18 protein-coding genes are annotated in these 26,057 nt (G+C 68.1%); 6 read left to right on the plus strand and 12 right to left on the minus strand.

The genetic code is table 11. The annotated features are described in order from the left end of the window. Window positions 1-8 precede the first annotated feature (8 nt). Genes G8346_RS08825 through G8346_RS08840 form a run of 4 tightly spaced genes read right to left on the minus strand, consistent with a single transcriptional unit; the run spans window position 9 to window position 6,237 of the window. Window positions 9-1,865 (minus strand): hypothetical protein, encoded by a 1,857-nt coding sequence (locus G8346_RS08825; RefSeq protein ID WP_166050293.1) that lies wholly within the window; start codon window positions 1,863-1,865, stop codon window positions 9-11. After that, window positions 1,858-2,505, minus strand: coding sequence for a protocatechuate 3,4-dioxygenase (locus tag G8346_RS08830; protein WP_166050294.1), 648 nt, complete (start codon window positions 2,503-2,505; stop codon window positions 1,858-1,860). Before G8346_RS08830 ends, G8346_RS08825 begins: the two co-directional genes overlap by 8 nt. A gap of 10 nt (window positions 2,506-2,515) precedes the next feature. Continuing rightward, complete coding sequence (locus G8346_RS08835) at window positions 2,516-4,372, minus strand: hypothetical protein (protein ID WP_166050296.1); 1,857 nt, start codon at window positions 4,370-4,372, stop codon at window positions 2,516-2,518. Beyond that, window positions 4,369-6,237, minus strand: a complete 1,869-nt coding sequence (locus tag G8346_RS08840; protein ID WP_166050298.1) for a hypothetical protein — start codon at window positions 6,235-6,237, stop codon at window positions 4,369-4,371. The genes G8346_RS08835 and G8346_RS08840 overlap by 4 nt, the downstream gene beginning before the upstream one ends. A gap of 47 nt (window positions 6,238-6,284) precedes the next feature. Between G8346_RS08840 and G8346_RS08845 the strand changes: the two genes are divergently transcribed. Further along, window positions 6,285-6,518, plus strand: a complete 234-nt coding sequence (locus G8346_RS08845; RefSeq protein WP_166050300.1) for a ribbon-helix-helix protein, CopG family — start codon at window positions 6,285-6,287, stop codon at window positions 6,516-6,518. Between the two features lie 9 nt (window positions 6,519-6,527). Further along, entirely contained in the window at window positions 6,528-6,968 is a 441-nt protein-coding gene (locus tag G8346_RS08850) for a TA system VapC family ribonuclease toxin (protein ID WP_240901414.1), read from the plus strand. 43 nt (window positions 6,969-7,011) lie between these two features. Here G8346_RS08850 and G8346_RS08855 read toward each other — a convergent pair whose 3' ends face one another. Genes G8346_RS08855 through G8346_RS15125 form a run of 7 tightly spaced genes read right to left on the minus strand, consistent with a single transcriptional unit; the run spans window position 7,012 to window position 21,000 of the window. Further along, the gene (locus G8346_RS08855) at window positions 7,012-9,138 is read right to left on the minus strand and encodes a tetratricopeptide repeat protein (protein ID WP_166050304.1); all 2,127 of its coding nucleotides are present in this window, start codon (window positions 9,136-9,138) and stop codon (window positions 7,012-7,014) included. Further along, the gene (locus G8346_RS08860) at window positions 9,135-11,021 is read right to left on the minus strand and encodes a hypothetical protein (protein WP_166050306.1); all 1,887 of its coding nucleotides are present in this window, start codon (window positions 11,019-11,021) and stop codon (window positions 9,135-9,137) included. Before G8346_RS08860 ends, G8346_RS08855 begins: the two co-directional genes overlap by 4 nt. Next, window positions 11,018-12,850 carry a hypothetical protein gene (locus G8346_RS08865; RefSeq protein ID WP_166050308.1) on the minus strand — a complete coding sequence of 611 codons (1,833 nt, stop codon included), beginning with the start codon at window positions 12,848-12,850 and terminating at the stop codon, window positions 11,018-11,020. The genes G8346_RS08860 and G8346_RS08865 overlap by 4 nt, the downstream gene beginning before the upstream one ends. Continuing rightward, entirely contained in the window at window positions 12,847-14,766 is a 1,920-nt protein-coding gene (locus tag G8346_RS08870) for a tetratricopeptide repeat protein (protein ID WP_166050310.1), read from the minus strand. The genes G8346_RS08865 and G8346_RS08870 overlap by 4 nt, the downstream gene beginning before the upstream one ends. Further along, on the minus strand, window positions 14,763-16,880 hold the full coding sequence (locus tag G8346_RS08875; RefSeq protein ID WP_166050312.1) for a hypothetical protein: 2,118 nt from the start codon (window positions 16,878-16,880) through the stop codon (window positions 14,763-14,765). Before G8346_RS08875 ends, G8346_RS08870 begins: the two co-directional genes overlap by 4 nt. Continuing rightward, window positions 16,877-18,790: a hypothetical protein gene (locus G8346_RS08880; protein ID WP_166050314.1), complete on the minus strand. Its 1,914-nt coding sequence runs from the start codon at window positions 18,788-18,790 to the stop codon at window positions 16,877-16,879. Before G8346_RS08880 ends, G8346_RS08875 begins: the two co-directional genes overlap by 4 nt. Next, window positions 18,787-21,000, minus strand: coding sequence for a tetratricopeptide repeat protein (locus G8346_RS15125; protein ID WP_166050316.1), 2,214 nt, complete (start codon window positions 20,998-21,000; stop codon window positions 18,787-18,789). The genes G8346_RS08880 and G8346_RS15125 overlap by 4 nt, the downstream gene beginning before the upstream one ends. A 223-nt stretch (window positions 21,001-21,223) precedes the next feature. Between G8346_RS15125 and G8346_RS15130 the strand changes: the two genes are divergently transcribed. From G8346_RS15130 to G8346_RS08905, 4 genes are read left to right on the plus strand one after another with little or no spacing between them, the layout of a single operon-like run. Then, a complete protein-coding gene (locus G8346_RS15130) occupies window positions 21,224-22,741 on the plus strand; it encodes a GMC oxidoreductase (RefSeq protein WP_166050318.1) in 1,518 nt (505 codons plus the stop codon). Further along, window positions 22,738-22,998, plus strand: coding sequence for a hypothetical protein (locus tag G8346_RS08895; protein WP_166050321.1), 261 nt, complete (start codon window positions 22,738-22,740; stop codon window positions 22,996-22,998). Before G8346_RS15130 ends, G8346_RS08895 begins: the two co-directional genes overlap by 4 nt. Then, the gene (locus G8346_RS08900) at window positions 22,995-23,900 is read left to right on the plus strand and encodes a PhzF family phenazine biosynthesis protein (protein ID WP_166050323.1); all 906 of its coding nucleotides are present in this window, start codon (window positions 22,995-22,997) and stop codon (window positions 23,898-23,900) included. Before G8346_RS08895 ends, G8346_RS08900 begins: the two co-directional genes overlap by 4 nt. A 24-nt stretch (window positions 23,901-23,924) precedes the next feature. Continuing rightward, a complete protein-coding gene (locus tag G8346_RS08905) occupies window positions 23,925-25,067 on the plus strand; it encodes a putative porin (protein ID WP_166050325.1) in 1,143 nt (380 codons plus the stop codon). 5 nt (window positions 25,068-25,072) lie between these two features. Here G8346_RS08905 and G8346_RS08910 read toward each other — a convergent pair whose 3' ends face one another. Further along, window positions 25,073-25,963: an MBL fold metallo-hydrolase gene (locus G8346_RS08910; protein WP_166050327.1), complete on the minus strand. Its 891-nt coding sequence runs from the start codon at window positions 25,961-25,963 to the stop codon at window positions 25,073-25,075. Between the last annotated feature and the right edge of the window lie 94 nt (window positions 25,964-26,057).

Here is a 26,057-nt window from a genome sequence, read left to right on the forward strand (position 1 = left end):
AGGGTCGTCTAGGGCGACCCTTGGTGGCTTCCCGCGCAATCCAGCCGGTCGCCGGCGGCGTCGCTCACCCTGGCGCAGCCATCGGGATAGCCGCGCGCCTCCCAGAGTTCTACGAGGCCCATGTCGCCCGCCGCCCTGAAGAATCGCGGGTCCTCGCGTACTGCCCTGAATGTCGGCAACCACGCCATGCGCAACCAGCCGGTCTGGTTGGATACCGGCCCGGCAGCGGCGGTAGCGGCCAGCAGGTCGAGATATTCGCCGGTCCGCTCGACAGCCAGCAGTTCCTCCGGGGGTCGGACGGAATCCACCTGGAGCTGGGCGCCGGCCACAGCCGGGTTGGCGATGGCGGCAGCCAGCGCGACCCTGAAAGGCTCGAATTGGCTGGCGCCATCGGACAACCCGCGCAGCACCACGAGGGCCTGGTCGCGCTCACCGCGCGCCGCCAGTTCAATAGCGTAGACCCACATCGCGGCTCCCCAGCCGAGCTCCATGGCACGTCGGGCCAGTGACACGGCCGCCTCCTCGCGCCCGGTCGCGAGGTACGCGATAGCCAGGTAACCGTGGTTGATCCCGACCAGCGGGTCCATCTCGACCGCGCGCTCGAACGCACCTACGGATTCTGCTACATAGCCGGCAACGTACAAGGTCAGGCCCAACCAGAGCTCCGGGGTCGAGTCCTGCGAGCGCATTCCGGCGGCCTGGCGGACCAGGTCCAACGCCGCGACCTGGTCACCCTCTTCGGCGCGCAACATCGCATCGATGGCGAATACCATCGGGTCTTCCGGCCGCAGAGTACGGGCGCGCTCGATCGCGCGACGTGCGGCCGGGAACATCTGGTCAGGATCGAAAGCGCCGTCTTCGTAATAGCCCGGCGCGACGGAGTTTGCCGCTGCGAGGTAGATCCATGCCTCGCCGAAAGCAGGATCCTGCGCGACAGCCAACTCGAGGTCCGCGATGGCCTCGGCAAACTCCCGACGCTGGTGGAATCGCGCCCGGCCGCGGAGGAAGCGCTCGTAGGCGTCGAGGTCCGAGGTCGACGCCGTCACCGAGACCTGCCGCGTGCCGAGCACCTCGCCCAGCGCGTCAGTAATGGACTGCGCGATCTCCTCCTGCACCTCGAAGATATCCACCAGCTCGCGGTCGAAAGTATCCGACCACACGTGCCCGTCGGTGTCGGCCCGGATCAGCTGCGCTGTGATGCGCACGCGGTTGCCCTGCTTGCGCACCGAGCCTTCCAGCACGTGCCGCACATCGAGCGCCTGCGCGATCTCCGGGATAGGCGTATTACTGCCGCGGAAAGAAAAGGCCGAGGTACGCGAAGCGACATGCAGCCCGTCGATGTCGGCGAGGATGTTGAGGATCTCTTCGGATATGCCCTCGGCGAAATAGGCATTCTCCGGGTCGGGACTCATGTTCTCGAAGGCCAGCACGGCGATCGAGCCCGCGTCCCGATCCTCCAGGGCGCCAGTCTTGGCGACCGAGGTGCCCTCCGGTGACGGATCGGCAGGCCCAACGCCAAAGCGATCGACCACGAACATCCCGATCACCACCAGGATGCCGAGCGCGATCACCCAGTCCAGCGGCCCCGCACCCGGGCGCCGCGGGCCGACGTCGTCGACGCTCGTGCGCTGCACGCCTTCCGGGGTCAGGTCAAAGGCCCAGGAGAGGATGACGGCCACCGGGAAGCCCAGTCCCAACAGCACGAACAGCATGGGCATGAACCAGCCCGGGAAACCCAGGTTATCTGCTGCCAGGTCGCCCACCTGCAGCACCAGCCAAGCCACCACCACGTAGGCCGCACCCACGCGGAACACGTTGCGGCGCTTCAGCTCGCTGAACAGGCCGGGGCGGGATCCTTCAGACACGGCGCACCACGATATCGAACACACCCTGCTTCACTTCGGCACCCGGTGCAGCGGTGAACTCGACCAGCAGCATGCTGCGGCCCGGCTCGGACACCGACTGCAGCAACAGGTCGCGGTCGTTGAGCGGGTCGCCGGCGAAATACATCTGCGTGGTCAGTTCATGGTAGCCGCGTCGCGCGACCTTGAAGTGAATGTGCGGTGGGCGCGTCCAGTCATCCCTCACCGGGTACGCGCCGGGCCGGATGGTACGGAAACGGTAACGCCCCTCGGCGTCGGTGATCAACTTCGCCCAGCCCTGGAAATTTTCGTCTAGCGGCGCCGGGTTGCGATCGCGCTCGTGCGCGTAGCGGCCGTGCGCATTGGCCTGCCAGACATCGACCAGCGCGTCCGCGACCGGGTTGCCGTCCTCGTCGAGCACGCGCCCGGATACCTCCACCACCTCGCCGATCGCCTGCCCGGCCCGACCCTCGACCCGTGTCATGTCGGCGTCGGTGTCGCGCTGTTCGTGCACCGGATAGAAGGGGCCCTCGGTCTGTTTCGGCGTAGTGGCTGCGAGAAGCGGCGCACTGGCGACCACGGCCGCCGCGCCCACGGAGCCGCGCAGGAAGTTACGTCGGGTTTCGTTGGTTTTGTCGCTCATCTTCGACTCCTCAATCGCATTCGAACCCGTCCTCCCCGAGCGGCCGGCACTGTGGCGGAAAGCCGTGGTCGCGCCAGTATTCGAAAGTACCCGTCTGGCGGATGAACTGGTTGAACTGCGGCGAAGCACGGTAACCGGCATAGCGCTGGCCCCAGACCAGGATCGGGAAAGGCGTCAGGTCGTAGGCGCCGAGCGGGATGAGCAGGTCCTTCAGGTAGCCCGACTCGAGGTTCTTCTCACGCTCTACGAACTCGCGCAGCTCCTGGAGAAACTCGGGGTCAGCGCTGGCGGGATCGCGATAAGCCTCGTAGAGCTCCTCGTGTCGCCGCCAGCCGAAGAGCCAGTCCGGCTGGTTGGCCGCAAGCATGAAGGCCAGTTTTTCCTCGAAGTACGCCAAAAGGTTGAAGTTGATGTACAGGCCGCCGGTCACTGCGCCACGATCCAGGGCTGCCATGAATGCCTGCATCGACTCTTCCGGCCGATCGAGCGACATCAGGATGTCGTACAGGTTCTCGGCGCAGGGACCGAAGTAAGGGTCGAGGACGCTGCAGCGCTTGAACATCGCATGCGAATCCTCCAGCCGACCGACGTAGCCCAGGGAAAGGCCCAGCCAGTTCAGGGTCGAGGCGTTGCCCGGATCGAGCTCCGCGGCGCGCTCGAGGTCGCGGATGATCTCGGCCCAGTCGTGCCGCGCCCGTCGGTCGATGACCGCGTTGGTCCGTATGAACGCCAGCGTGGCCAGCGCGCCGGCGCTTGCCGGGTCCAGGGCCAGCGCCCGCTCGGCATAGTCCGTCGCCAACCGTGTGCTCTCGTCCTTGGACAGGTCCGAGTAGCCGTACTCGTAGATGATGGCGTTCACACCAGCGCGCAGCTCCCAGGCCTTGGCGAAACCCGGATCCTGTTCCAGCGCCTGCGCGAGCAGTTGGTCGGCCTCGTCCAGGCGGGTACGCGCCAGGAAAAGGGCTCGCGCCTGCAGGTAGAGGTCGTAAGCATCGAAGTTGGCCGTAGGCGCGCCGAGGATCGGCTTGGCCGCCTCTCTCATGCCAAGCGAGTCCATCAGGGCGGCAACGATCGAAGTCGCGATCTCGTCCTGGATCGAGAACACGTTCTCCGCCGTCAAGGGCCGGTCGAAGGTATCCGACCAGAGATGCCGGTCCGCGTGTGCATCGATCAGCTGGGCAGTGATGCGCAGGTTGTCGCCCGCCTTGCGCACGCTGCCCTCGAGCACGTGGCGCACGCCGAGCTGCTCCGCGATACGGCGCATGCCCAGGCTTTCCTGGCCCTTGAAGCCGAAAGCCGAGGTGCGCGAGGCGACATGCAGCCCATCGACCTTCACCAGGGCATTCAGGATCTCTTCGGCCATGCCGTCCGAGAAGTACTCCTGGTCACCCGCCGGCGAAAGGTCGGCGAACGGCAGCACCGCAATTGAGGCATCGCTGGCCACGGCCAGTGTCGGGCCTGCCTCCGATGCCGTCTCCTCCCCAGAGGCATCGGCAACCGCCTGCGCCGCAACCGGTACTGCCGGCGCCTCGGGCGTGAGCCGGTCGTAAACGACTAAGCCGATCGCTGCGACCGCGACCACCAGCGTGGCCCAGTTGAGCTTGTGGCTCGTGGTGGCCGCCTGCTCCGGGGACGCCCCGGCGTCGCGCTTGATCCCTTCCGGGGTGAGCTCGTAAATCCACGACAGCCCCAGCGCCGGCACCAGCCCGATCACCAGCAGCACCACCAGCCCGCGCAGCACGCCGTGCGGCACGTCGAAAATCGGCAGCACGGTCTCCGCCACCTCGATCACCAGCCAGGCGGTGACCACGTAGAAGATGGCGACGCGGAACACGTTGCGGCGCTTGAGCTCGGCGAACAGGCTCATGCCTCCGGCTCCCGCGGCGGACAAGCAAACGGCAAGGGCACCGGCGGCGGGCGCTGGATCTGCTCGCGCTCGAGGATGCGCATCAGCGAGGGGAAGGGCCGTGGATCGAAATGCGGGTACGTCAGGAAGCTTGCAAGTGCATAGACTCGCCCATCGCGATCGAGTGGCATCAGCAGGTCAGTCGCAGCCTGGTGGTCGCCGAGCACCATCAGGAGGTGCCACCGCAAAGGCACGTTTTCGGGATCCATGTTGGCGAGAATCAGCTCCGCGTCGGCGCGGCGGCCCTCCGCGCAAGCCTGGCGCGCCGGCGGCACCACGGCCCACGGCTCATCGCCCCGCGCGACCTGCTGCATGCGCTCCAGGACCTCTCGGGCGGCCGCGACCCGCCTGTCCCAGAGCAGCGTCCGATGCATCTGGTACAGGAGGTCGTAATTGTCAGGCCAACGCTGCGCCAGGATGAGCGCCCGGTCCGCGGCGCCGGCATAGTCACCCGTGCGGTAGTCGTAGTTGGCATACCAGAACGCCGCCTCCTGGCGCACCGGTGCATCGTCCCAGATCGCCTCGAGTGCCCGGCTCAACGCTTCCCGGTCACTGGCGCGCGTGGCCGCGTTCAGCAACTCACCTCTCGCCAGCGAATCACCGGGCCGCTCGGCCAGGTAGGCTACGTACAGCTCGATGGCCTTGCGCCAGCGTGACTCCAGCAGCGCCTCGCTTGCCTCGTAGCCGGCCCGCTCCGCGGCCGATTCCGCGTTCTCGATGGCCAGTCGGATTCGTTGCTTGAATTCAGCTTCGATTTCCGGCGGAGACAACTCGGTCAGGCCGGAGTTGATCCGCGTGATGTCGAGCTGGGACAACCAGAATTGCGCCGCCTGCGCATGAGCCGCGGCGAAGCCGGGATCCAGGGTCCGCGCCAGCTCGAAGAGTTCTCCGCCTCGCTTGATATCGCCGACGTCGCCGAAGGTCGTGGCCACACCACGGATATAAGCCTGGTACGCCTCCACCGAGCGGGTACCGACCTTCGCCATGTCCGCCAGGGCCTGCGGGTCCATGGTGGTCTCCATGGCCAGGGCGATGTTGCGGGCGAGGTCCTCCTGGATCTCGATCATGTCGGCCGGGTCGCGATCATAGGTCTCTGACCACAGGTGGAAGCCGTCCGCGGCACGAATCAACTGGGCCGTGACGCGGATGCGCTGCGGCGTGCTGCGAATCGACCCTTCCAGCACATGCGCCACGCCGAGTTCAGCCGCGATCTGCGGGATGTCGAGCGTGCTGCCCTTGTAGCGGAACGAGGAGGTGCGCGCGGTGACGAGCAGGTCCGGCGTCCGCGCCAGCGCATTGAGGATTTCCTCGGTCAGGCCGTCGGCAAACCACTCGTGGTCACGCGCCGGGCTGAAATCGGCGAACGGCAGCACCGCGATGGTCTTGTCGGTGACGACCGGCGTGGTGGTGGCGGTCGCAGCGGCTGATTCACTTGCCGGCGCCACTTCGGGCGCGCCCAGTGGACGCAGGAACCAGCCCGCACCCAGCCCGATACCGAGCACCACGAGGAGCCCAGCGACCAAGACTGTGCGCTTGCCCAGCAGCGCCGGCGTGACTCCAGTCGATTCGCCCTGCGCATACTCTGACTCATCGGCTGCCGCGGTACGCCGGATACCGTCCGGCGTCAGTTCCAGCGCCCAGCCCAGTACCAGCGCGATCGGGAAGCCCAGCACGATGAGGGCCACGATCAGGCTAAGGCCCCAGGCCGGGACGCCCATCTGCGGCAACATGATGTCGGCCGCCTGCAGGACAGCGAAGGCCGTGGCGGCATAGACGACCGCCACCCGGACCACCTTGCGGCGTTTCAGCTCCGCGAGAAGGCTCAAGACCAGGCTCCTTGACATACAGCCATACCGTTCATATGGTTTGCCATATGAAAACCACCCTGAACATCGATGACAGCGTGATGCAGCGCCTGCGTGAAGCGGCGGCGCGCCAGGGCCGGACCATGTCGGAACTGGTCGAGGCCGGGCTGCGCCGAGTACTGGACGAGGTGGAGGAAGGCGCCGACCAGGTGCGCGAGCCGTTGCCGCAATGGCAAAGCGGCGGCGCCTATGTGGACGTATCTGATCGCGACGCACTGCAAGACCGGATGGAGCGGGACTGAGTGCCGGCGATGTTCGTCGTCGATACCAACGTGCTGTTGTACGCCGCCGATGCCGACAGCGAATACCACGCACCCTGCCGCGACCTGGTCGAGCAGGCCCGGATCCAGGCGGCGCCCTGGTTCCTGACCTGGGGGATCTGCTACGAGTTCCTGCGCGTCAGCACGCACCCGCGCGTGTACCGCAGCCCGTGGACCAACGCCGCGGCCTGGCGATTCATCGAGACGCTGCTGGCCTCGCCCAGCCTCAGCGTCCTGACCGCGACTCGCCGGCACGCGGCCGTGCTGCGCCAGTGCCTCGACGAACTGCCGGAGGCGCGCGGCAACCTGATGCATGACCTGCATACCGCGACGCTGATGCGCGAGCACGGCATCGCCCGCATCGTGACCCGCGATACCGATTTTCACCGCTTCGGCTTCCTGGAGGTCATCGACCCCCTGCGCCCGGCATGAATCCGCCGCAATGCCAAGTCGTGGTTTCGACTGCGCGAAAATGCTACTCATTGGTCTGCGCCTCCGCCCACGCCTGGTAGCGAGCCTGCAGCGCCAGGTAGCGTGGATGCTCGCGCAGCGAGTCGAAATCCGGGTCGATCGCGAACAGGAGAAACCGGTGCGGGCCGAAGATCTCCACCTGTTGTTCGAGGTAATGCACGGCCCGATCGGGATCGCCGGCACGCGCAAAGGCGCCAGCCAGCCTGGGCAGGATCGAGTGCAAGCCCCAGACGTCACGCGGCGCGTTTGCCAGGAAATCCGCCTCAGCCGCCCGCACGCCCTCCAGGTCGCCCATGAGGCCGGGCAGATCGACAGGCTGATAGTAGGCGTTGCCGAGCCAACGCGAGGGATAGGGGTCGCTGCGCTGGTCCATCCGGTCCTTGATTTCCGCCAGCAGGCGATCGGCCTCGGCCTGCCGGCCCATGACCAGCAAGGCCCAGGCCCTCGCCATCGCATAGGTCTCGGGAAAATCGCCCGGGGATCGCTGGTCCTCCGGCCAGAGCGCGGGTGACAGCGCAGACTCGATACGCTCGGCGTCGCGGGAGAATATAGCGATACGTGCCGGGGTATCGACGAAATTCGGCAATGGCCCGTCGATCGCCGCCCAGGCCGCTTCCACGTCGCCCTGCCACTCATGCAACCAGATCTCGCGAATCCGGGTGTCGCCGCCGAGCCGCTCCGCGCGCTCCAGCCAGGCGGCGGCCGCAGCGAAGTCGCCGCGCGCCTGCGCGGTCGTCTCCACCATGGAATTGATCACGTCGACCGCCTGCGGATTGATCGCCAGCGCGCGTTCGAAAGCGAAGATCGCATCGTCGAAGCGGCCATCGCGGCGGGCCACGTACGCGCTGGACTCCCAGGCCTCGGCATGGTCTGGCACCTCCGCGAGGATCCCCTGCAGGATCCGGTCGGCCGAGGCGAAATCGAGCTGGGCGAAGTAGTACTGTCGCGCTTCGGCCAGCCGGGTCTCGATACTATCCGGCGCCAGCCGCTTCGCTTCTGCCACGCTTTTCCGGGCGTCCTCGCGCAGCGAACGCGGGCCAACCGCGAGCCAGAAACTCACCAGCTGGATATCCGCCTTGCGTGCATAGGCCTCGGCAAACTCCGGATCGAGCGCGATGGCCCGGTCAAACTCGGCAATCGCCTGGCGTGAGGTTTCGGACGAGATCCCCGAGTAGCCCGACAACAGTTTGCCGCGCAGGAACGCCTCGTAGGCCTGCAGGTTGCGGGTCGACCCGGCGCGCAATGCATCGGTTTCTTCGGGACTCAGCACCACCTGCATTGCATTGGCGACCGCCTGCCCGATGTCGGCCTGGATCGCGAAAATGGTCTCGGTCGTCAACTCGCGATCGTAGCTCTCCGCCCACAGATGCACGTCGCTGGCGCCGTCGATCAGCTGCACGGTGACCCGCACGTGCTCGCCGGCCCGCTGCACTGCCCCTTCCAGCACCACGGCCGCGCCCAGCTCACGGGCGATCTCCGGCACCGACTTGTCCGTGTCCGCATAGCGCATCATCGAGGTGCGCGAGATTACTTTCAGCGAGCCGATCTTCGACAGCTGGGTGAGCAGGTCGTCATGAATGCCCTCGGCGAAGAAGGCGTCCTCCTCGCGCACGCTGCGATTGCGAAACGGCAGCACGGCGATCAGACCGTCCTCGCGCGCCACGCTCGGGCTGGCAGACTCGCCGCCGGCCGCGGCCACGGGATTCTCCGCCGGCGCCTCGGGGGCTGCCGGTGGCGTGGGCCCGCCGGCGACCGGTCCCTGGGGATCGTCCGTCCCCGGCTTCAGCCACCATCCGGCGCTCAGCCCGATGCCGACCGCCACCAGCAGCCCGGCCACGAGCAAGGTGCGCTTGCCGAGCAGCGCCGGCGTCGTTTCCTGCGCAACTTGCGCGTCCGCCACGTCGTCCGTGCGCTTCACCCCTTCCGGTGTCAGCTCCAGGGCCCAGGCCAGCACCAGCGCGATCGGGAACCCGAGCAGGATGAGCGCGACCACGAGGTTCATGCCCCAGTCCGGCACCCCCATCCGCGGCAGCATGATGTCGGCGCCTTGCAGCACGGCGAACGCCGTCGCGGCGTAGACCACGGCAACACGGATGACCTTGCGCCGCTTGAGCTCCGCGAACAGGCTCATGGCGCGTACTCGCTGCAATCGAGCCGCCGGCCCTCCGGATCATCCACCGGCCGGCAGCCTCCCGGGTAACCCTCGGCTTCCCAGTAGGCTTCGGCGCCGCTGTCGCGCATGAACTGGTAGAAGCGTGGGTCCTCGCGCAGCCAGCCGAGCGACGGCAGCCAGGCGGCGAAGCGCATGTAGTTCTGGCCGCTGCGACTGGTGAGCGTCACGGCCTCGAACAGGCGGTCCGTATCTCGCATCATCAACGCCAGGATGACGCGCAAGGTATTGGGGCCCGAGCCCTCGGTGGGGATGGAGCCGAAGAGGGCGTCCCGCTTGTCAGCATCCATGACGGCAGCCTGGATCGCCTGCAACTGCTCGGAATCCCTGTCCAATGATGCTGTGAGCTCCACGAACTGCTCGAGGTCGCCCCGGTTGACGGCCTCGATAGCAAGCAACTGCGTCCAGTACCAGCCGCTCGGATTCAGCTCCAGTCCCCGCCTGGCAATCCGCAGGCCCTCGTCTTCGCGCCCGACCACGGCATAGGCGTAACCGAGATAGCCGTGATTGATTGACACCAACGGGTCCTGGGCATGCGCACTCTCGAACCAGGGCAACGCAAAGTCGACGCGCCCGAACTCCGCCAGCGAGATGCCGAGCCAGAGGCGGGGCGATGTGTCCGGAGAGACTTGCCGGGCCGCCTCCTCGAGCATGGCGAGGCCATCCGCGACCTGGCCCTGCTCGACCATGCCGCGGCCCATGCTGGCCAGCGCGATCGGTATCTCGGGGTCCAGGGCCAGCGCCCGCGCCAATGCCTGGTCCGAACGCTCGATGAGGACCGCGGGATCCGACTCGGTCGAATAGCCGCCACCGGCGACCACACCGGTCGCTGCTGCGAGGAAGGCCCACGCCTCGGCAAAGCCTGGATCGCGATCGACGGCCGCCTGCAGGTCCGCGATCGCGACGTCCATGTCGAGGCCGCGCTGGTAAAAACGCGAGCGGCCGCGCAGGAAATACTCGTAGGCCTCGAGGTCCTGCGTCGGCACAGCCACCGAGACCTGGCGCGTGCCGAGGATGTCCGCGAGCGCAGTCGTGATGGCCACCGCGATCTCCTCCTGCACCCGGAAAATGTCCACCAGGTCGCGCTCGTAGGTCTCCGACCAGAGGTGGGCGTCGTTCTCCGCATCGATCAGCTGGGCCGTGATGCGCACGCGGCTGCCCTGCTTGCGTACCGAGCCCTCGAGGACATGCTGCACGTCGAGCAGCTCGCCGATCTCGGCCACCGGGACATTCTTCCCCTTGAAGGAAAACGCCGAGGTGCGAGAGGCAACCTTGAGGCCGTCGACCCCCGCCAGGATGTTCAGCAGCTCTTCGGAAATTCCGTCAGCGAAGTACTCGTTCTCCGGGTCCGGACTCATATTCAAGAACGGCAGCACGGCAATGCCGCTCGCGGACTCGGCGACGGTCTCTGCCGCAGCGACAGGAACCGCAGCCCGCTCAGCCGCCTCTTTGGCAGCGGCGGCCACCTCGGTCGACGCCGGCACGTCATCCTGGTTGCCTGCAAACCAGATGCGCTCCACCACCAGCCCGCCGATGACGAACAACAGCACCACGACGATGAAGCGATCGAGACGCCGCCCGGTCTGCGGAGTGACCGATACGGCAGGCTCGACCTCCTCGGTGCGCTTCACGCCCTCCGGCGTCAGCTCGAAGGCCCAGGACAGGAACAGCGCCAGCGGGAAGGCCAGGATCGCCAGTGCGATCACGAGCGTCACGGTCCAGTCCGGCAGCCCAAGCCGCGGAAAAATCGTGTCGCTGACCTCTATCAGCAACCAGGACACCACCAGGTAGGCCGCCCCGACCCGCACCACGTTGCGCCGCTTGAGTTCGTTCCAAAGGCTCATGGCGCGCACTCGTAATCGTCCTCGCCCACCGGCCGGCACTGCGGCGGGTAGCCGTGCTCACGCCAGTAGTCGGGGATGCCCTGCCGCTCGACGATGCGGCGGAAGGCCGGAGAGTCACGGAACGCCGCGTGCAGCGGATCCCACTGCGCGACCATGGTGGTGAGCCGCGCGGAGGATTCAGCGGCGCGCTCGTAGTCGTGCAGGACGAAGTGCCAGTTGGGCGTATCGAAACGCGGATTGCGCGCCATCAGCCCATCCATGTCCGCGGGTGTCTCGCCCTGTTCGATCGCTGCGAGGACTGCATGCTGCAGCTCCAGCGACATGTCCAGGTCGCGCATCATCAGCAAGGCCGGCAGCCGCCCCCCGCGCGCCACGAGGCGGAACAGGAAGGTGTCGCCACGATTGTGCGTGAAGCCTGCCAGCACGCCCTGCTCGTACAGCGCCAGGGCCTGGTCGTCGTCACCAGAGAAGGCGACCGCGAGTGCCTTCCAGCGCACGCAGTTACCGTAGGCGGGATCGATGGCCAGGCAGGCCTCGAGGTCCGCCAGCGCCCGGTCCATGAAGCCGAGATTGACCCAGGTGATGGCGCGCCAGAGATAGACCGACGCCAGCATCGGGTCGGCGTTGAGGGCCCGGTCGAACAGGGCCAGCGTCTCCGCAAAGGGGATTGGCAAGCGGTACTGCATCAGCAGGGCACGCACCGCCCATGGCATGGCGAGCGTCGAATCGAGCGCCAGCGCCCGCTCTGCCGCCATGAGCGCCCGGGCATCCATGGCCGCGACATCCGTGTCCGGGTAAACCGCCTCCCAGTCGATGATCACCGCGGCGGCGGCTGCAAGACCCTCCCAGCCGCGCGCGAACCCGGGATCGAGCGCCACCACCTCCTCGAACAGGCGCACCGACTCGTCGAGGCTGGTACGGGACAGGAACAGCTCGCGCGCCTTGAGGTAGCGCTCGTAGGCGTCGAGGTTGCCGGTATCCGCGCGCACCGTTACAGCGCGCTCGCTCCCGCCACTGCCGAGCGTCCCGCGCAGGGCCGCCACGATGGCATTGGCGATCTCGTCCTGGATGGCGAAGATGTCCGTCAGCTCGCGGTCGTAGGTCTCCGACCAGAGATGGCGGTCGTTCACGGCGTCGATGAGCTGGGCCGTGATGCGCACCCGGTTCCCCGACTTGCGCACACTGCCCTCGAGAATGTGATTGACGTTCAGTTCCTGCGCAATCACGGCCGCGCCGAGCTCACGGCCCTTGTAGGCGAACGACGAGGTGCGCGAGGCCACGCCGATGTCCTCGACCTTCACCAGCACGTTGAGCAGCTCTTCCGAGATGCCGTCGGCGAAAAACTCGTTCTCCGGGTCCGCGCTCATGTTGACGAAAGGCAGGACTGCAACGGACTTCTCCGCGCTGGCCCGCACGGGCACGGCCGGGCGCGGAGCCGGATCGCTTGTGGCGCGGGCCGCCCCCGCGGATTCATCAGAGCCGTCCGCCTCGGCCTGCACCGGCGCCTGCTCCGACTCGGATGTGGGCCACAGCGTCCACCCCAAGGCAGCCGCCGTCACCAGCACAACGATCGCGTAGAACCGCTTGCTGCCCGTGCGGCCCTCGGTCACCTGCATGCCTTCGGGCGTGACCTCGAAGATCCAGGCCAGGATCAGCGCCAGCGGAAAGCCGAGGATGACCAGCAGCGTCACCATGCGCGCCGTCCACTCGGGCAGGTTCAGGTTCGGGGCCACCGTGCTGGCCACCTCGATGATGACCCAGCCCACCACGAGATAGGCTGCGGCCACGCGGATCACCTTGCGGCGCCGGAGTTCGGTAAAGAAACTCATTGGCCGTACCCGCTGCAATCCAGCCGGCGCCCGGCGGGGCCATCGACCGGCCGGCAGCCCGGCGGGAAACCGTCCAGCTCCCAGAAGCCCACGGTGCCGATGCGGTCCATGTACGCATAAAGGGCGGGGTCCTCCCGCAGCCACCCCAGCGATGGCAACCACGCGCCGATCGTCAGCATCAGCTGGCTGACTCTCAAGTCCCCCATGCTGATAGCACGCGCACCATTACGGAACATGAGGTCCTTGACCACGGCCCGGAAACGGTCGACCTCGTCTGCGCCAGGCTCGCCGGACACAAACACCGCGTCGCGCTGCGCGGGATCTGAGATTGCAAGCTGCATCTCGGTAAAGAACTGCCGGTCTACCGGGTTGAGGTCGTCAGCGGCCAGCATGGCGCCGAGCAACTCGTAAGCCCGCGCCTCGGCACCGGAGTTCACCAGCTCGATGAGCATCTGGAAAGACCAGAAAACACTGCCCGTGAGTTCCTGGGAGCGCAGGCCGAGAAGAATCGCTTCCTCGGCTCGCCCAGCGGTGACATAGGCAATGCCGAGATAACCCTGGTTGATCCCGACCAGCGGGTCCAGCGCATTGGCCTTCTCGAGATACGGCAGGGCGCGATCGACACGCCCGAGCTCCAGCAGGGACAAGCCGAGCCAGAGCGGCGCAGAGGAATCGGCGGTCACCCGACTGGCAGCGCGCTCAAGCAGCTGCAAGCCTTCCACGATTTGGGCCGGGTCCCTGTTACGTGTCAGCAGCTGGCCCTTGACCGCCATTGCAGTCGCGAGTTCCGGGTCAAGGGCGAGGGCCCGCTCCACAGCGGCCCCGGCCTCGTCCATCAGGCGCGCGCGATCGAGCTCGGTGGGATAACCGCCGTTGCCGACCACGAAGCTGGCCGCGCCGAGAAACGCCCAGGCCTCCGCGAAATCCGGGTCGCGCTCGACCGCAGACCGCAGGTCGGCAATTGCCTCATCCAGGCCGAAACGCTGGTAGAAACGCGTGCGGCCACGCAGGAAAAGCTCGTATGCCGTGAGGTCGGTCGTCGTCGCAGCCACAGAAACCTGGCGCACCCCGAGTACGTCCTTGAGCGCCAGGGTGATCGCCTGGGCGATTTCCTCTTGCACGCGGAAGATGTCGACCAGGTCGCGCTCGAAGGTCTCCGACCACAGGTGGGTGTCGCTCTCCGTCTCGATGAGCTGGGCCGTGATCCGCACACGATCGCCCTGCCGCCGCACCGAGCCCTCGAGGATGTGGCGCACGCCGAGCTCGCGTGCGATCTGCGGAATCGGCGTGTCCTTGCCGCGGAACGAGAAGGCCGACGTGCGCGACGCGACCTTGAGTCCGTCCACGCCGGCCAGGATGTTCAGTAACTCTTCCGCTATGCCCTCGGCAAAGAACACGTTGTCGGGATTGGCGCTCATGTTCACGAAGGGCAGCACCGCGATGGTGTTCTTGTCCGGCTCGTCCGCCGTGTCTGCCGCTGCCGTCGTCGTGGCCGCCTGCACCGCATCGTCAGCCGCGGTCGTGGCGGCAGTCGGGACCGGCGCCTCGCCCGGGTCTTCTACGGCCGGCTTCAGGAACCAGCCCGCGCCCAACCCGATGCCGACGGCCACCAGCAAGGCCGCAAGGAACACGGTGCGCTTGCCCAGCAGCGCGGGCGCTGCCTCGGGCGTTGCCGGGTCCGGTAGGTCATCCGTCCGCTTCACGCCCTCCGGCGTCAGCTCCAGCGCCCAGCCCATGATCAGCGCGATGGGGAAACCCAGCACCACCAGGCCGACGATCAGGTTCATGGACCAGTCGGGCACGCCGAGGCGCGGCAGCATCAGGTCCGCCGCCTCCAGCAGCGCAAAGGACGTGGCGGCATACACCACCGCAACCCGCACCACCTTGCGGCGCTTGAGCTCGGCGAACAGGCTCACGATCCGGACCCCTTGCGCGAGTACTTGGCGGCCAGCGCCTGGAAGGCCGGGTGGTCGCGATGCTGCTTGAACACCGGACGCAGCATCAGGCCGTCGAAACCCCAGTACTTCATCTCGAGCTTCAGGTAGTCGTCCATGGCCGCCGCCAGCGTCTCCGGCGAATCGAGCAGGCCCGTCACTATCAGCCTTTGTGCGGTCAGCTCCGACCGGATCACCATGTCGCGCGAGGGGATGCGCTGCGCCAATGCCTGGCGAGCGGCTTCCCGTGCCGCTTCGTCCTCGCCCCGCAGCGCCAGCGCCTCCGCGCGCGCCATCAGGGCCCGGTAGTCATCCGGATGTTGTGCCAGCACGGCGTCGAGCGTGGTCAATGCCATCTTCGCCTGCGCGGCGGACTCGGCGCTGTTGCCCTGGGCCCAGGACAGGCGGGCGCGCATCAACGCTGTCGGCACCAGTTCGAACTGGTCCTCGAACCATTTTTCCCCGTCGTCGCCGAGGAGGCGCTCCACCGACGCGTAGTCCCCGGACAGGTAATACAACAGTCCTTCTTGATACGCAGCCTGGGAGTCAGGCAGGTCCCGGCTCGACGTCGTGACGAAGCGCTCCAGTGGCGCAGGGTCGCCGAGCACCTGGAGCCTGAACCGCGGGCGCCAGGCCATTCCCTGCGCAGGCGCGTCGCCTTGGAGCGCTTCGAGGCGCGTATGCCAGCGCTCCACTTCGTCCACGTCGCCGACCAGCCACGCATTCTCGATCAGCGTGACCAGGACCTGCTCCGACCGCGGCGCCAGCAGTGCTGCGGACTGCATGGTTTCGATCATCTCCTGCACACGGCCGGCACGACGCAGAATGAAGCCCCGCAGCGCCACCATCTCGGCGCTCCCCGGTAGCCCGATCGCAGCCCGGTCGAGCTCTTCGAGCGCGCCCTCGTAATCCAGGTACGCCCGGTAAAGGAACTCGGCGCGCGCCAGCCGCACCTCGGGATTGTCGGGCTCGAGTGCGAGCGCGCGGTCGATCCAGCGGCCGCCCTCGCGCCGGTCTTCATCACGACGGCTGTGGTGCCAGAAAATGTTCGTGTACTCGCGCCCGAGCTCGGCCATCGCGAGCACGAAGTTCTCGTCGAATTCCAGTGCCTGGCGATACAGCGCCATCCTGGCGCGGGTTTCCGCTTCGGCCCAGACCTCGCGCGTCGCGCGCGCCCTGAGGAACAGGTCGTAAGCCTCGGCGCTCTTGGTGGGCACAGCCGCGCCCGAGCTCATTGGCTCTCCCACGCCCAGCGCGCTGCCGAGCGCCGCCGCGATGGCCGCGGCGATGTCGGACTGGATCTCGAACACGTTCTCCGGCGTCAGCTCGCGGTCGAACGTTTCCGCCCACAGGTGCGCGTCGGTCTGCGTATCGATCAGCTGCGCGTTGATGCGCACCCTCTGTCCCGCGCGCTGCACCGCCCCCTCGAGAATGGTGGCGACGCCGAGTTCCTCGCCGATCTGGCGCACGTTCTTGGTGGTGTCGCGGTACTCCATCATCGAGGTGCGCGAGATGACCCTGAGATCACCGTTGCGCGCCAGCTGCGTGAGCAGGTCGTCGTGCACGCCGTCGACGAAATACGCGGTGTCGGGCTCGGCGCTGCGGTTGGCGAACGGTAGCACGGCAATGGAGCCCGGCAGCGGCTCGAAGGGCGGCGGCTCCAGGCGCGGCCGCCGTGCCTGTTCCGGTGCAGGTTGCCCTTGTGCGACAGCCGCAGGCGCAGCATCACCCGCGGCCTCCTGCTGCGGCCCCTGCAGCGCCGTGCCGAGGTGCTGCCAGGCCAGCAGGATCACCACCAGCACCACCGCCCCGAGCGTGATGACGTCGAGCCGGCGCGCCTGCGGGCTGGCGTCGCGCGCGTTGCTGCCGTCGTCGCGGCGGATGCCTTCCGGCCCGACTTCGAACACCCAGGCGATCGCCAGCACCGGCACGAAGCCAAGCAGCAACAGCGCGATCAGCGCCTTGCCCACCCACTCCGGCGCACCGATGAAGCCCAGCACGATCTCGGCCACTTGCAGGATCAGCCAGCCGATCACCACGTAAGCCGCCGCCACGCGGAACACGTTCCGGCGCTTGAGCTCGTTGTACAGGCTCAACGCTCGCACTCCAGTCGCTGCGGGGCCACACCGACACGGCGACAATGATCCGGGTCGCCGAAGCGCTCCCAGAATTCCAGCAGGCCGTCACGCTGCGCCAGCTCGGCGAAACGCGGGTGCTCGCGGAAAGCGCGGTCCACGCTCGACCAGGTCATCAGTAGCAGGATCTGGCCTGCGTCCGGCTTGCTGCGCAGCGCCTCGCGAACGGCTTCGTCGGGCAGTCCCAGCATCAGGTAGAGCTGGCTCCATTCACGCTCCGGCCAGGCCGCCACGGCCGCGGCCACGGCGGCGCCGGCCTCAGCCCTCAGCGCCGGGTTCGACATTGCCGGCGCGACTTGCTCGTAGACCACGCGATGCTCAGGCGCGATGCGTCCGTCGTCCTGGAACCACTGGCGGAAGCGTCGCTCGGCCTCGGGACCATAACCGTCCACCAGCGCCAGTTTCACCAGCCAGGCGCTGGCGGGGCCGCGCCAGCCGAGCTCATGCGCCCGCAAAAGACTGGTCTCCGCCGCTTCATGCTCACCCTCGATCACCTGCGTGGCGCCGATCCAGCCGAAGTGGATGCCGCTCAGGGGGTCGAGGCCGTTGGCGCGCTCGAACGCTTCCCGCGCCGCCTTCACATGCCCGGCCTCCAGCAGGTTGAGGCCATGCCACATCCAGCTGTTGGCGTTGTTCGGGTCCCGCGCCAGCGCGCGTTCCGCCAGCTGAACCGCGGCGAGACGCTCGCCTCGCTCGGCAGCAAGACGGGCGCTGACGGCCAGCGCCTCCGGCAGGTCCGGCACCAGCGCCAGCGCGCGGCTCGTCGCGGAGCGTGCCTGTTCAGCCGCCTGGTCTGAAGGCATGTCGGAGAAATAAGACGGCATCACCAGCATCACGCCGCCCAGCGCGGCCCAGGCTTCGGCAAAGCGCGGATCGCGCGCCACGGCCTGCTCCAGCAACTCCCGCGCCGGCGGCAGGTTGGCCCCGCGCTGCGCGAACATCTGCCGGCCACGGAGATACAGCTCGTAGGCCTTGAGGTCGGTCGTCGGCTGCCGCACCTGCACCTCTCGCACGCCGAGCGTGTCGGCCAGTACGTCGGTGATGGCCTGGGCGATCTCTTCCTGCAGCGTGAAGATGTCCGTAAGGCGCCGGTCGAAGCTGCCGGACCAGACCTGGCGATCGGTCGCGGCCTCGACCAGCTGCGCCGTGATGCGCAGCTCGTCGCCCTGTCGCCTTACCGAACCGTCCAAAAGGTGGGCCACGCCCAGCTCCTGCCCGATGTCGCGCACGGCGAGCTGCCGGTCGCGCAGGCTGAAAGACGAAGTGCGGGATGCGACGCGCAGCCCCTCGACTCGCGCCAGCACGTTGAGAATCTCCTCCGCCATGCCGTCGGCGAGATAGGCGTTCTCCGGGTCCGGGCTGAGGTTGGCGAAAGGCAGGACCGCGATGGAGCGCGGATCGATCTCCCCCGCCGGTGTCCACCGGGGGGCCGGCTCGGGTGCCGACTGCTCGACCTGCGCCGCCCCGACGTCCGGCGCGTCAACCCGATGCGGCAGCACGAACTGGCGGATGGCCGACAACCCGATCGCCAGCAGCAGCAGCACGATGGTCACCTGGTCCATGCGGCGTGCGGTGCGCGCATTCTCCGGGTTGTCGAATTCCGGACCGCGATCGATGCGGATACCTTCCGGCGTCAGCTCGATCAGCCAGGCGAAAGACATCACCGGCACCAGCAGCAACCCGAGCACGATGATGAGCCAGCGCACCGCAGCATCCGGCAGGCCGAGCGCCGGCAGCAGCAGGTCGGCCAGCGCAATGAGGAACCAGGACAGCGCCAGCCAGGCGAGCCCGGCGCGCCAGACATTGCGTCGTTTCAGGTCGGCCAGCAGGCCGGGCGCATGCCCTGGCGCATTGCTCCCGGGCGAGGTCACGGCAACACCTCCAGGCCCGCCAGCTTCGCGCGCTCGGATGCGGCGTGGGCGCGCACCTGCTCGGCCAGGGCGATGAACTCGGGGTCCTCCCGCCAGGGCGTCAGGACGGGATCGGTCGCCAGGAACCAGTGCGACAGGAAACGGGCGTCCCACACGGCCTGCAGCCCGGCCAGCGTCCCGGCCCGGTCACCGCGCATGGCCGCCAGCCGCGCCATGACGTAGTCCGGGCTCACCCCGTTCTCGTCAATAGAACCGGCGCCCTGACGACGCAGCTCTTCGACCACGGCCTCAACCACTGCGGCACGGTCCTCCCAGTCTTCCAGGCCGAGCTGCTGCTCCACCCACGCCAGCTCAGTCAGCGTGCGCATGTGGCTCAGGCGCGCCGGCTGGGTGGCGTCGTAACCGTCGAGCTGCAGGGCCTCCAGCAGGAGGCGTCGGGCCTCGAGCCAGTCCCCGGCGCGCGCCGCGGCGGTGCCGCGCAACAAGGCGCCCTCCGGACCGGGGGTGACGCGTCCAAGTTCCGCCATCGCCGCCCAGTCCCCGTCCCGTTCGACCAGCGGCCGGCGGGCGAGCAGTTCCCAGCGGTTGTTCTCGCCCTGCTGCCGCGCGGCTTCGATCCAGGCCCCGGCCAGCGCACGATCGTCCAGGCGGGTCGCCACGATGGCGATCATGGCAGCGGAGAACGGGTCGCCGGGACGGGAAAAATGCACGAGGCGATACTCGGGGATCGCGTCCGCCAGACGGCCCTGGGCAACCGCCAGGTTGGCGAGCTCTTCCTTCGCATAATCGTTATCCGGATATTCGGCGAGGACTTCGTCCAGCAGTTCGCGCGCCGCGTCGAACCGGATGACGTCGATGTACTTCGAGGCCAGCCGCGTGCGCATGAACACCGACAGCGGATCGAGCTCCACCGCCTTGCGATGCACCTCGATCATGCGCTCTAAATTGCCCATGTCACGCAGCACGTCGCCGTAATTGTTGTACGCCGTGACGTAGTTCGGATTGAGCTCCAGAGTCCGCTCGAACGAGCGCGCGGCCCCTACCGCGTCGTTGTAGTAGCGCTGCCGCACGAAGGCCATCGCCGCGTGCGCCTCCGCGGACTGCGGGTCCAGCGCAATGGCTCGGCGCGCCGCCTGCTCGGCCTTCGGGTAGGCCTCGGTGGAGGGCACCCCGCCGTAATCCTCCAGCCAGACCCAGGCCTCGGCGATGCCGCTGTAGGCGGCCGCGAAGCGCGGGTCGAGCGTCAGGGCCTCCTCGAAATGCTCGATGGCGCGCAGCAGGCCGGCCCGGCTCGGTTCGCGCCCCAGCTGGCGCCCGCGCAGGTAGAGATCGTAGGCAGCCACGTTCTCCGTGCGGCCGGCCGTCTCGACGCCGACGTCCAGCTCCAGCTGCAGGGCACGCACGATGGCCGAGGCGATCTCGTCCTGCACCGAGAAAATGTTCTCGAGGCGACGGTCGTAGGTGTCCGACCAGATGTGGAAGCCGCTGTCGACCTCGATCAGCTGGGCGGTGATGCGCACCTGGTCTCCGGCCTTGCGCACCGAGCCTTCCAGCACGGTCTCGACGTTCAGCGCCTGGCCGATCTCGCCGATGTCGGCGTCGCTGCCCTTGAACTTGAAAGAGGACGTGCGCGCCGCGACGCGAAAACCCTCGCTGCGCGCCAGCAGGTTGAGCAGTTCCTCGGAAATGCCCTCGGCAAAATAGGCCTGGTCGCCTTCGGGGCTCAGGTCCTCGAAGGCCAGCACGGCAATAGAGCGCGCGGGGTCGGCCGCTGCCGGCGGGCCATCCGGCTCTGCGAGACCGGCCGCCGGGGCCGCCGCCGGCAAGTCCAAGGCGTTGCCGCGGCCCGCGAACCAGATACGCTCGGTCGCCATGACGACGATGATCAAGAGGGCGCCGACGAGGATGACGCGGTTGGTCAGCTGCTCGCGGCCGGCCATCCCGCTGTCCGCTGTCACGCCAGTTTCTGCTGGCGCGGCATCGGGGGTGCGCTGCAGCCCGCCGGGCGTCAGGTCAAACACCCAGGCCAGGATCACGGCGGGCAGGAAGCCGAGCACCAGCAGCACGGTGAAAGACTTGAACACCCATTCCGGGGCGCCGAAGTTGTCGAGGAGGATGTCTGCCACTTGCAGCAGCAGCCAGGCCATGACCGCGTAGGCGGCGGCGACGCGGAACACCTTGCGGCGCCTCAGCTCAGTGAAAAGCGTCACAGGTGCCGCTCCCCGCCGGGAGGACCAGGTTGCGCGGCCATATGTGTTAAGCCGGAAATGCCTGTACCGCTAGGCAGTCCCGGCCAGTTGCCAAAGCACCGAACACCCCCCACTGTTCGCGCCAGCGCCTGATTCTACGCAGATTTACGTATATTTGGTGAGTGCGGCAAACTTTTTGTCGCATGCGCCATAATCACGGCGACAACCGTCGCAAGGAGACACGGTGGCCCGCGTACACGAAGTACTCGTCATCGGCAGCGGATTTGGCGGCAGCGTGGCCGCCGCCCGCCTGGCCGAGGCCGGCGTCGACGTCACGCTGCTGGAGCGCGGCCCGTGGCGAGATACCCTGCCGGTCCAATCCATGGGGATCGGCAACCGGATCCGCTACCCGGCAGGCATGCAGGTGTACACGCGCGGGTTGCGGCGGGTGCACGGGCGCTGGCTGCCACGCCAGGGCCTCGGCCTGTCCCGCTACGGCCTGTTCGAAATCCATGCGGCCGGCGACGTCACCACCCTGTCCGCATCCGGCGTCGGCGGCGGCAGCCACGTCTACACCGCCCTGAACGACCGCCCCCGGGTGGACGGCTACTGGGACGGCCATCACCCCGAAGTCTCGAGCGCGGCGCTGGAGCCCCACTACCAGCGCGTCATGGAAGAGATGGGGGGCCGCCCGCCGCGCCTCGAGGACGCCATCCCGAACCTGACGGCGCAGCGTTACCGGGAGTCGCGCCAGTTCGACGCCGCTCCCACGCTGGAGCGCCCGTGGCATGCGGTCCAGTTCCCGGAGACTCCCGGCACCAGCCGGGAAATCGACTGGGGCGAAGGCATCCGTCGCCGCGAGGCGGACTGGAAGGACGGCGGCCTGCTCGGCTCCCGCTTCGGCACCAAGACCACGCTGGACTTCGCCTTCCTGGCGCCGGCCATGCGCCGCGGCCTGCGCGTGCTCGACCTGCACGAAGCGATCTCGGTGCATCTCTGCCGCCAGACCCACACGGCGCGCTACTGCGTGCAGACGCGGAACCTCTACACCGGGCGTATCGAGCCGTTCTACGCCGAGAACGTGATGCTGGCCGCCGGCACGATGAATACGCTGCGCCTGCTGCTCTCGAGCCGGGACGAGGCACGCGGGCTGGACGGCATGCCCGCGCTCGGACGGCGTTTCGGCACCAACGGCGACGCCGTGGCGTGGTGGGCGCTGGACGACGCCGAGGCCGACTACAGTCGTGGGCTGCCCTGTCACGGCGTCATCGCGCCGCGCGACGGGCGCAGGCCGGACGACCCCATGCTGATCGAGGTCGGGCTGGTCGGCATCGACGGCATGCCCATGCCCGCCCCGCTGCGGCGCAAGCTGCGGCGGGGGCTCATGCTCATGGCCATGGGGGCGGATCGGGCCGACGGTCGCGTGCGGCTGCACAAGGGACGGCTGCGCGTGCGCTACGACCGCGACGCCAGCCCCGTGTTCCAGCGCGCGGAGCACGTCTTTCGGGAGGTGGCCGAGGCCTCGGGCCGCAAGGTCAGGATTCGGCGCAAGCCTTTCACAGTGCATCCACTCGGGGGCGCCACGCTGGGCGCCAACGAATCAGCGGGCGTGATCGACGGCCGCGGCGAAGTCTACGGCTTCCCCGGCCTGTTCGTGGCGGACGCCGCGGCGCTCCCGGCAGCGCCGGGCGGGCCGCCGTCGATGACCATCGCCGCCTGGTCGAGCTGGGTGGCAGCGCAGTTCCTCGAGGCCCGCGCATGAGGGTGCATGCAGACGTACACCGGGTGCGCGTGCCGCTGCGGCTCGTGCTGGTCGATGCCGCCGGCGCGGTGCTGGCAGCGATCGGCATCCTCGACCTGCTGGACACCGGCCCACAGCTGTTGCCTGCGTCCTGGCCCGAGCCGCTTGCCGCCATCAGCCTGCTCGTCTTCGGCTGCCTGATGATGGCGGCATTGCCGGTTTGGCTGCTGCGCCGGCGACACGAGCGCCGCTCGACAGTGGGGAGGCCGCCTGCTTGAGCCGCAACCGCCGCCGTTACCTCGTGCTCGACGTGTTCACGGATCGCCCCTACGGCGGCAATCCGCTGGCCTTGCTGCCGGAAGCCGAGGGGCTGTCCACGACCCAGATGCAGCAGATCGCACGCGAGTTCAACCTGTCCGAAACCGCTTTCATACGGCCGCCGCGCAATCGCGGCGAGACCCATCGCCTGCGCATATTCACGCCGACGCAGGAGCTGCCCTTTGCCGGGCACCCGACCATCGGGGCCGCACTCGCGCTGGCGGACGCGGGATGGGAGAGCCCGGAACTGGTGTTCGGCCAGGCCATCGGCCCCGTGCGCGTCAGCCTGCGGCAGCAGAAGGACCGGCGCAGTGCCTGGCTGTGGGCAGCGAAGCTGCCCGAGGTCGGCCCCCCCGCGCCGCCGACGGCCGCGCTGGCGGCCTTGCTGGGGCTCAGGCCCACCGACATTCTGGCCGGCGACTGGGGACCGGCGGCCGTTTCCGCAGGTATTCCTTACCTTGTCATCCCGGTACGGGACGCCGACGTGCTGGCGCGCGCGGAGCTGGACCTGCAGCGCTGGAAAGAGATCCTCAAGGGATGGTGGGCAAACCAGGTCTACGTGGTTGCGCCAATGGAAGGACCGGGCGGCACTCGCTACCGTGCGCGGATGTTTGCGCCCGCGCTTGGGATTCCAGAGGATCCGGCCACGGGCTCGGCGGCCACGGCCTTCCCGGCGTGGCTCGCCCCGCGGCTGGGGACCACGGACGGCATCCTGACCGTGACCATCGAGCAGGGCGCCGGGCTGGGACGTCCCAGCACCCTGATGATCGAGGCCGAGCTCGATGACGGCGACCTGGTCGCGGTGCGCGTGGGCGGCACCGCGGTGGCGATCGCCGAGGGCAACTTGCGCACGCCCGACTGAAAAAAACAACAAGCAGGAATCGACATGAAACCCGGCAGAACCACTTCCATCGCCCTGTGCATCGCGCTTGCGAGCGGACCGGCCACGGCCGCCGAGACCGGAGATTACAAGTTCTTCGGCGACGCCCGCATCGCGTTCGCCGCCAGCGAACGGGAAACCCGGGAAAGCGAGACCCTGAGCCGGGAGGAGGACTTGCGCCTGCGGCTGCGGCTCGGCGCGGAGACCCGCCTCTCCGAGGAATGGAAAGCCCGTGCCCGTCTCGCCGGCCGCTACAGCACGGACCAGGACCGCACCCGCTTCTGGCTCAAGGCGTGGGCGCCGACGCGCACCGGCCTCGAATTCGGCGACGCCACCATCGACGAGTTGTACCTGGATTACGCTCCGGTCGACGGCAACTGGTCGCTGCGTGCTGGCCGTTTCCAGGGCAAGTTCGCCCTCAAGGGCGTCGCTTCCAAGAGCCTGGACCGCTACAACAGCCCGAACACGGACATCAACTGGACGGACGGCCTGCATCTCACCTACGGTACGCGCGCGGCCTGGCGCAGCCACCTGGTGTTGCAGTCGAACGCCAGCAGCGGTTCCGGCCAGGTGGCCCGCGCGCCGCTGACGTTTGACGACGACAGCAGTCACATCATCATGTTCGCAGCGCTGGAGGCCGCCGAACCACTCGGCCCGCTCACCCAGCGGCTGTTCGCCGTGACCTGGATGCCTGCGACGCTGGCGACAGACGGCCTGGACGCGCCGGCGCGGGACGATTACTTCGCGTTCACGGCCAAGCTGTTCGCCGAGTTGCCCGTCGGCCCCATGCGCGGCGGAGTCGGCGCCGAGTCCGGCTATGCCCCGGAGACGCCGGCGGCGGCCTTGTACAACCCGGCCGACACCGGCGATGCCGACGGCCTGGCCTGGCAGTTCTCAGTCAACCTGTGGGACTTCGCGCCCGGGCACGACATCGCCTTCGTGCACGGCAAGGCCTACGCCGGCTGGCTGCTGTCGCCAGATTTCCGCAACAACGACCGGCTCATGGAGGTGCGCTACGAGTGGCGCATCTCAAGCAAGTGGACCATGACCGCGCGGCTGCGGCAGCGCCAGGAAATCAAGGTTCCCGCGGACACGCCGCAACTGCGTGTCGACGACGACTTCTACCTGCGCTTCACGGTGCGTTTCTAGCGCGCTCAGAGCGACTCGTAGATGAAGCCGACCAGGCGCTCGGGAGAGATGAAACGCCCGCCATGGGTCGCGTCGAAGTCGGCGGTCGGGTTCGCCGCGACGACTTCCTCCAGCGTCTTGCCGGCGGATTTCAGCGCCGCGATGCGGTCGCGGAAGCTCTCCAGCATCTCCAGGTAGGCCTGCATTCCGGCGCGATCGGAGTTGGGCCCGTGCCCGGCCACCACGATCGTGTCCTCGTCCGCCAGCTCCAGTCCGCTCCGGACCGCGGCGATCATGCCGTGGATGCCGCCGCCCGAGCCCAGGTCGATGAAGGGGTAGAGCCCGTTGAAGAACACGTCGCCCATGTGCAGCACGTTGGCGTTCTCGAAGAACACCAGCGAGTCGCCGTCGGTGTGCGCGTTGGCGACGTGAATCACGCGTACGGTGTCGCCGTTGAGATGCAGGCTCACGCCCTGCTCGAAGGTCACCACCGGCAGCGCCCCCGGCGGCGAGGCCGGCACGGTGCGGTCGAAAATGGCCATGAACTGGTCGCTGCTCATGCGCTCGCGCACGTTCTCGTGCGCTACGATCACAGCGCCTGCCGTGGCGAAGTTCTCGTTGCCGCCGACGTGGTCGCCATGCCAGTGGGTGTTGATGACGAAGCGCACCGGCTGGTCGGTCAGCTTGGCAAGCGCCGCCTGGATGCGCTCGGTGAGCGGCGCGTACTGGTCGTCCACCAGGAACACGCCGTCATCGCCCACGCTGGCGACCATGTTGCCGCCCCGGCCGGTAAGCAGATGAATCCCGCCGCGCAACGGCGTGGTCTTGATCGTGACGTCGCTGAAATCCTGCTGGGCGTGTGCAACGCCCGGCAACAAGAGGAGAGCGAACAAGGCAAGCAAGGCATGGCGCAGCATGGCGATCTCCGGCAGTCGAGTCCTGGCGCCGGATTCTGGCACAGGCCGGCCTGCATGCGCAGCTGCGCTGCGATTACCGCCGCGCGGCGCATTG

The organism is Thioalkalivibrio sp. XN279 (assembly GCF_011089885.1).
Taxonomy (GTDB): domain Bacteria; phylum Pseudomonadota; class Gammaproteobacteria; order Steroidobacterales; family XN24; genus XN24.

What these genes read in the sequence shown, in the direction of transcription:
- G8346_RS08845 (WP_166050300.1), top strand. Translation starts at nt 6,285, where the DNA reads ATGAAAACCACCCTGAACATCGATGACAGCGTGATGCAGCGCCTGCGT.
- G8346_RS08850 (WP_240901414.1), top strand. Translation starts at nt 6,528, where the DNA reads ATGTTCGTCGTCGATACCAACGTGCTGTTGTACGCCGCCGATGCCGAC.
- G8346_RS08865 (WP_166050308.1), bottom strand. Translation starts at nt 12,850, where the DNA reads ATGAGTTTCTTTACCGAACTCCGGCGCCGCAAGGTGATCCGCGTGGCC.
- G8346_RS08910 (WP_166050327.1), bottom strand. Translation starts at nt 25,963, where the DNA reads ATGCTGCGCCATGCCTTGCTTGCCTTGTTCGCTCTCCTCTTGTTGCCG.
- G8346_RS08895 (WP_166050321.1), top strand. Translation starts at nt 22,738, where the DNA reads ATGAGGGTGCATGCAGACGTACACCGGGTGCGCGTGCCGCTGCGGCTC.
- G8346_RS08830 (WP_166050294.1), bottom strand. Translation starts at nt 2,505, where the DNA reads ATGAGCGACAAAACCAACGAAACCCGACGTAACTTCCTGCGCGGCTCC.
- G8346_RS08835 (WP_166050296.1), bottom strand. Translation starts at nt 4,372, where the DNA reads ATGAGCCTGTTCGCCGAGCTCAAGCGCCGCAACGTGTTCCGCGTCGCC.
- G8346_RS08905 (WP_166050325.1), top strand. Translation starts at nt 23,925, where the DNA reads ATGAAACCCGGCAGAACCACTTCCATCGCCCTGTGCATCGCGCTTGCG.
- G8346_RS08855 (WP_166050304.1), bottom strand. Translation starts at nt 9,138, where the DNA reads ATGAGCCTGTTCGCGGAGCTCAAGCGGCGCAAGGTCATCCGTGTTGCC.
- G8346_RS08860 (WP_166050306.1), bottom strand. Translation starts at nt 11,021, where the DNA reads ATGAGCCTTTGGAACGAACTCAAGCGGCGCAACGTGGTGCGGGTCGGG.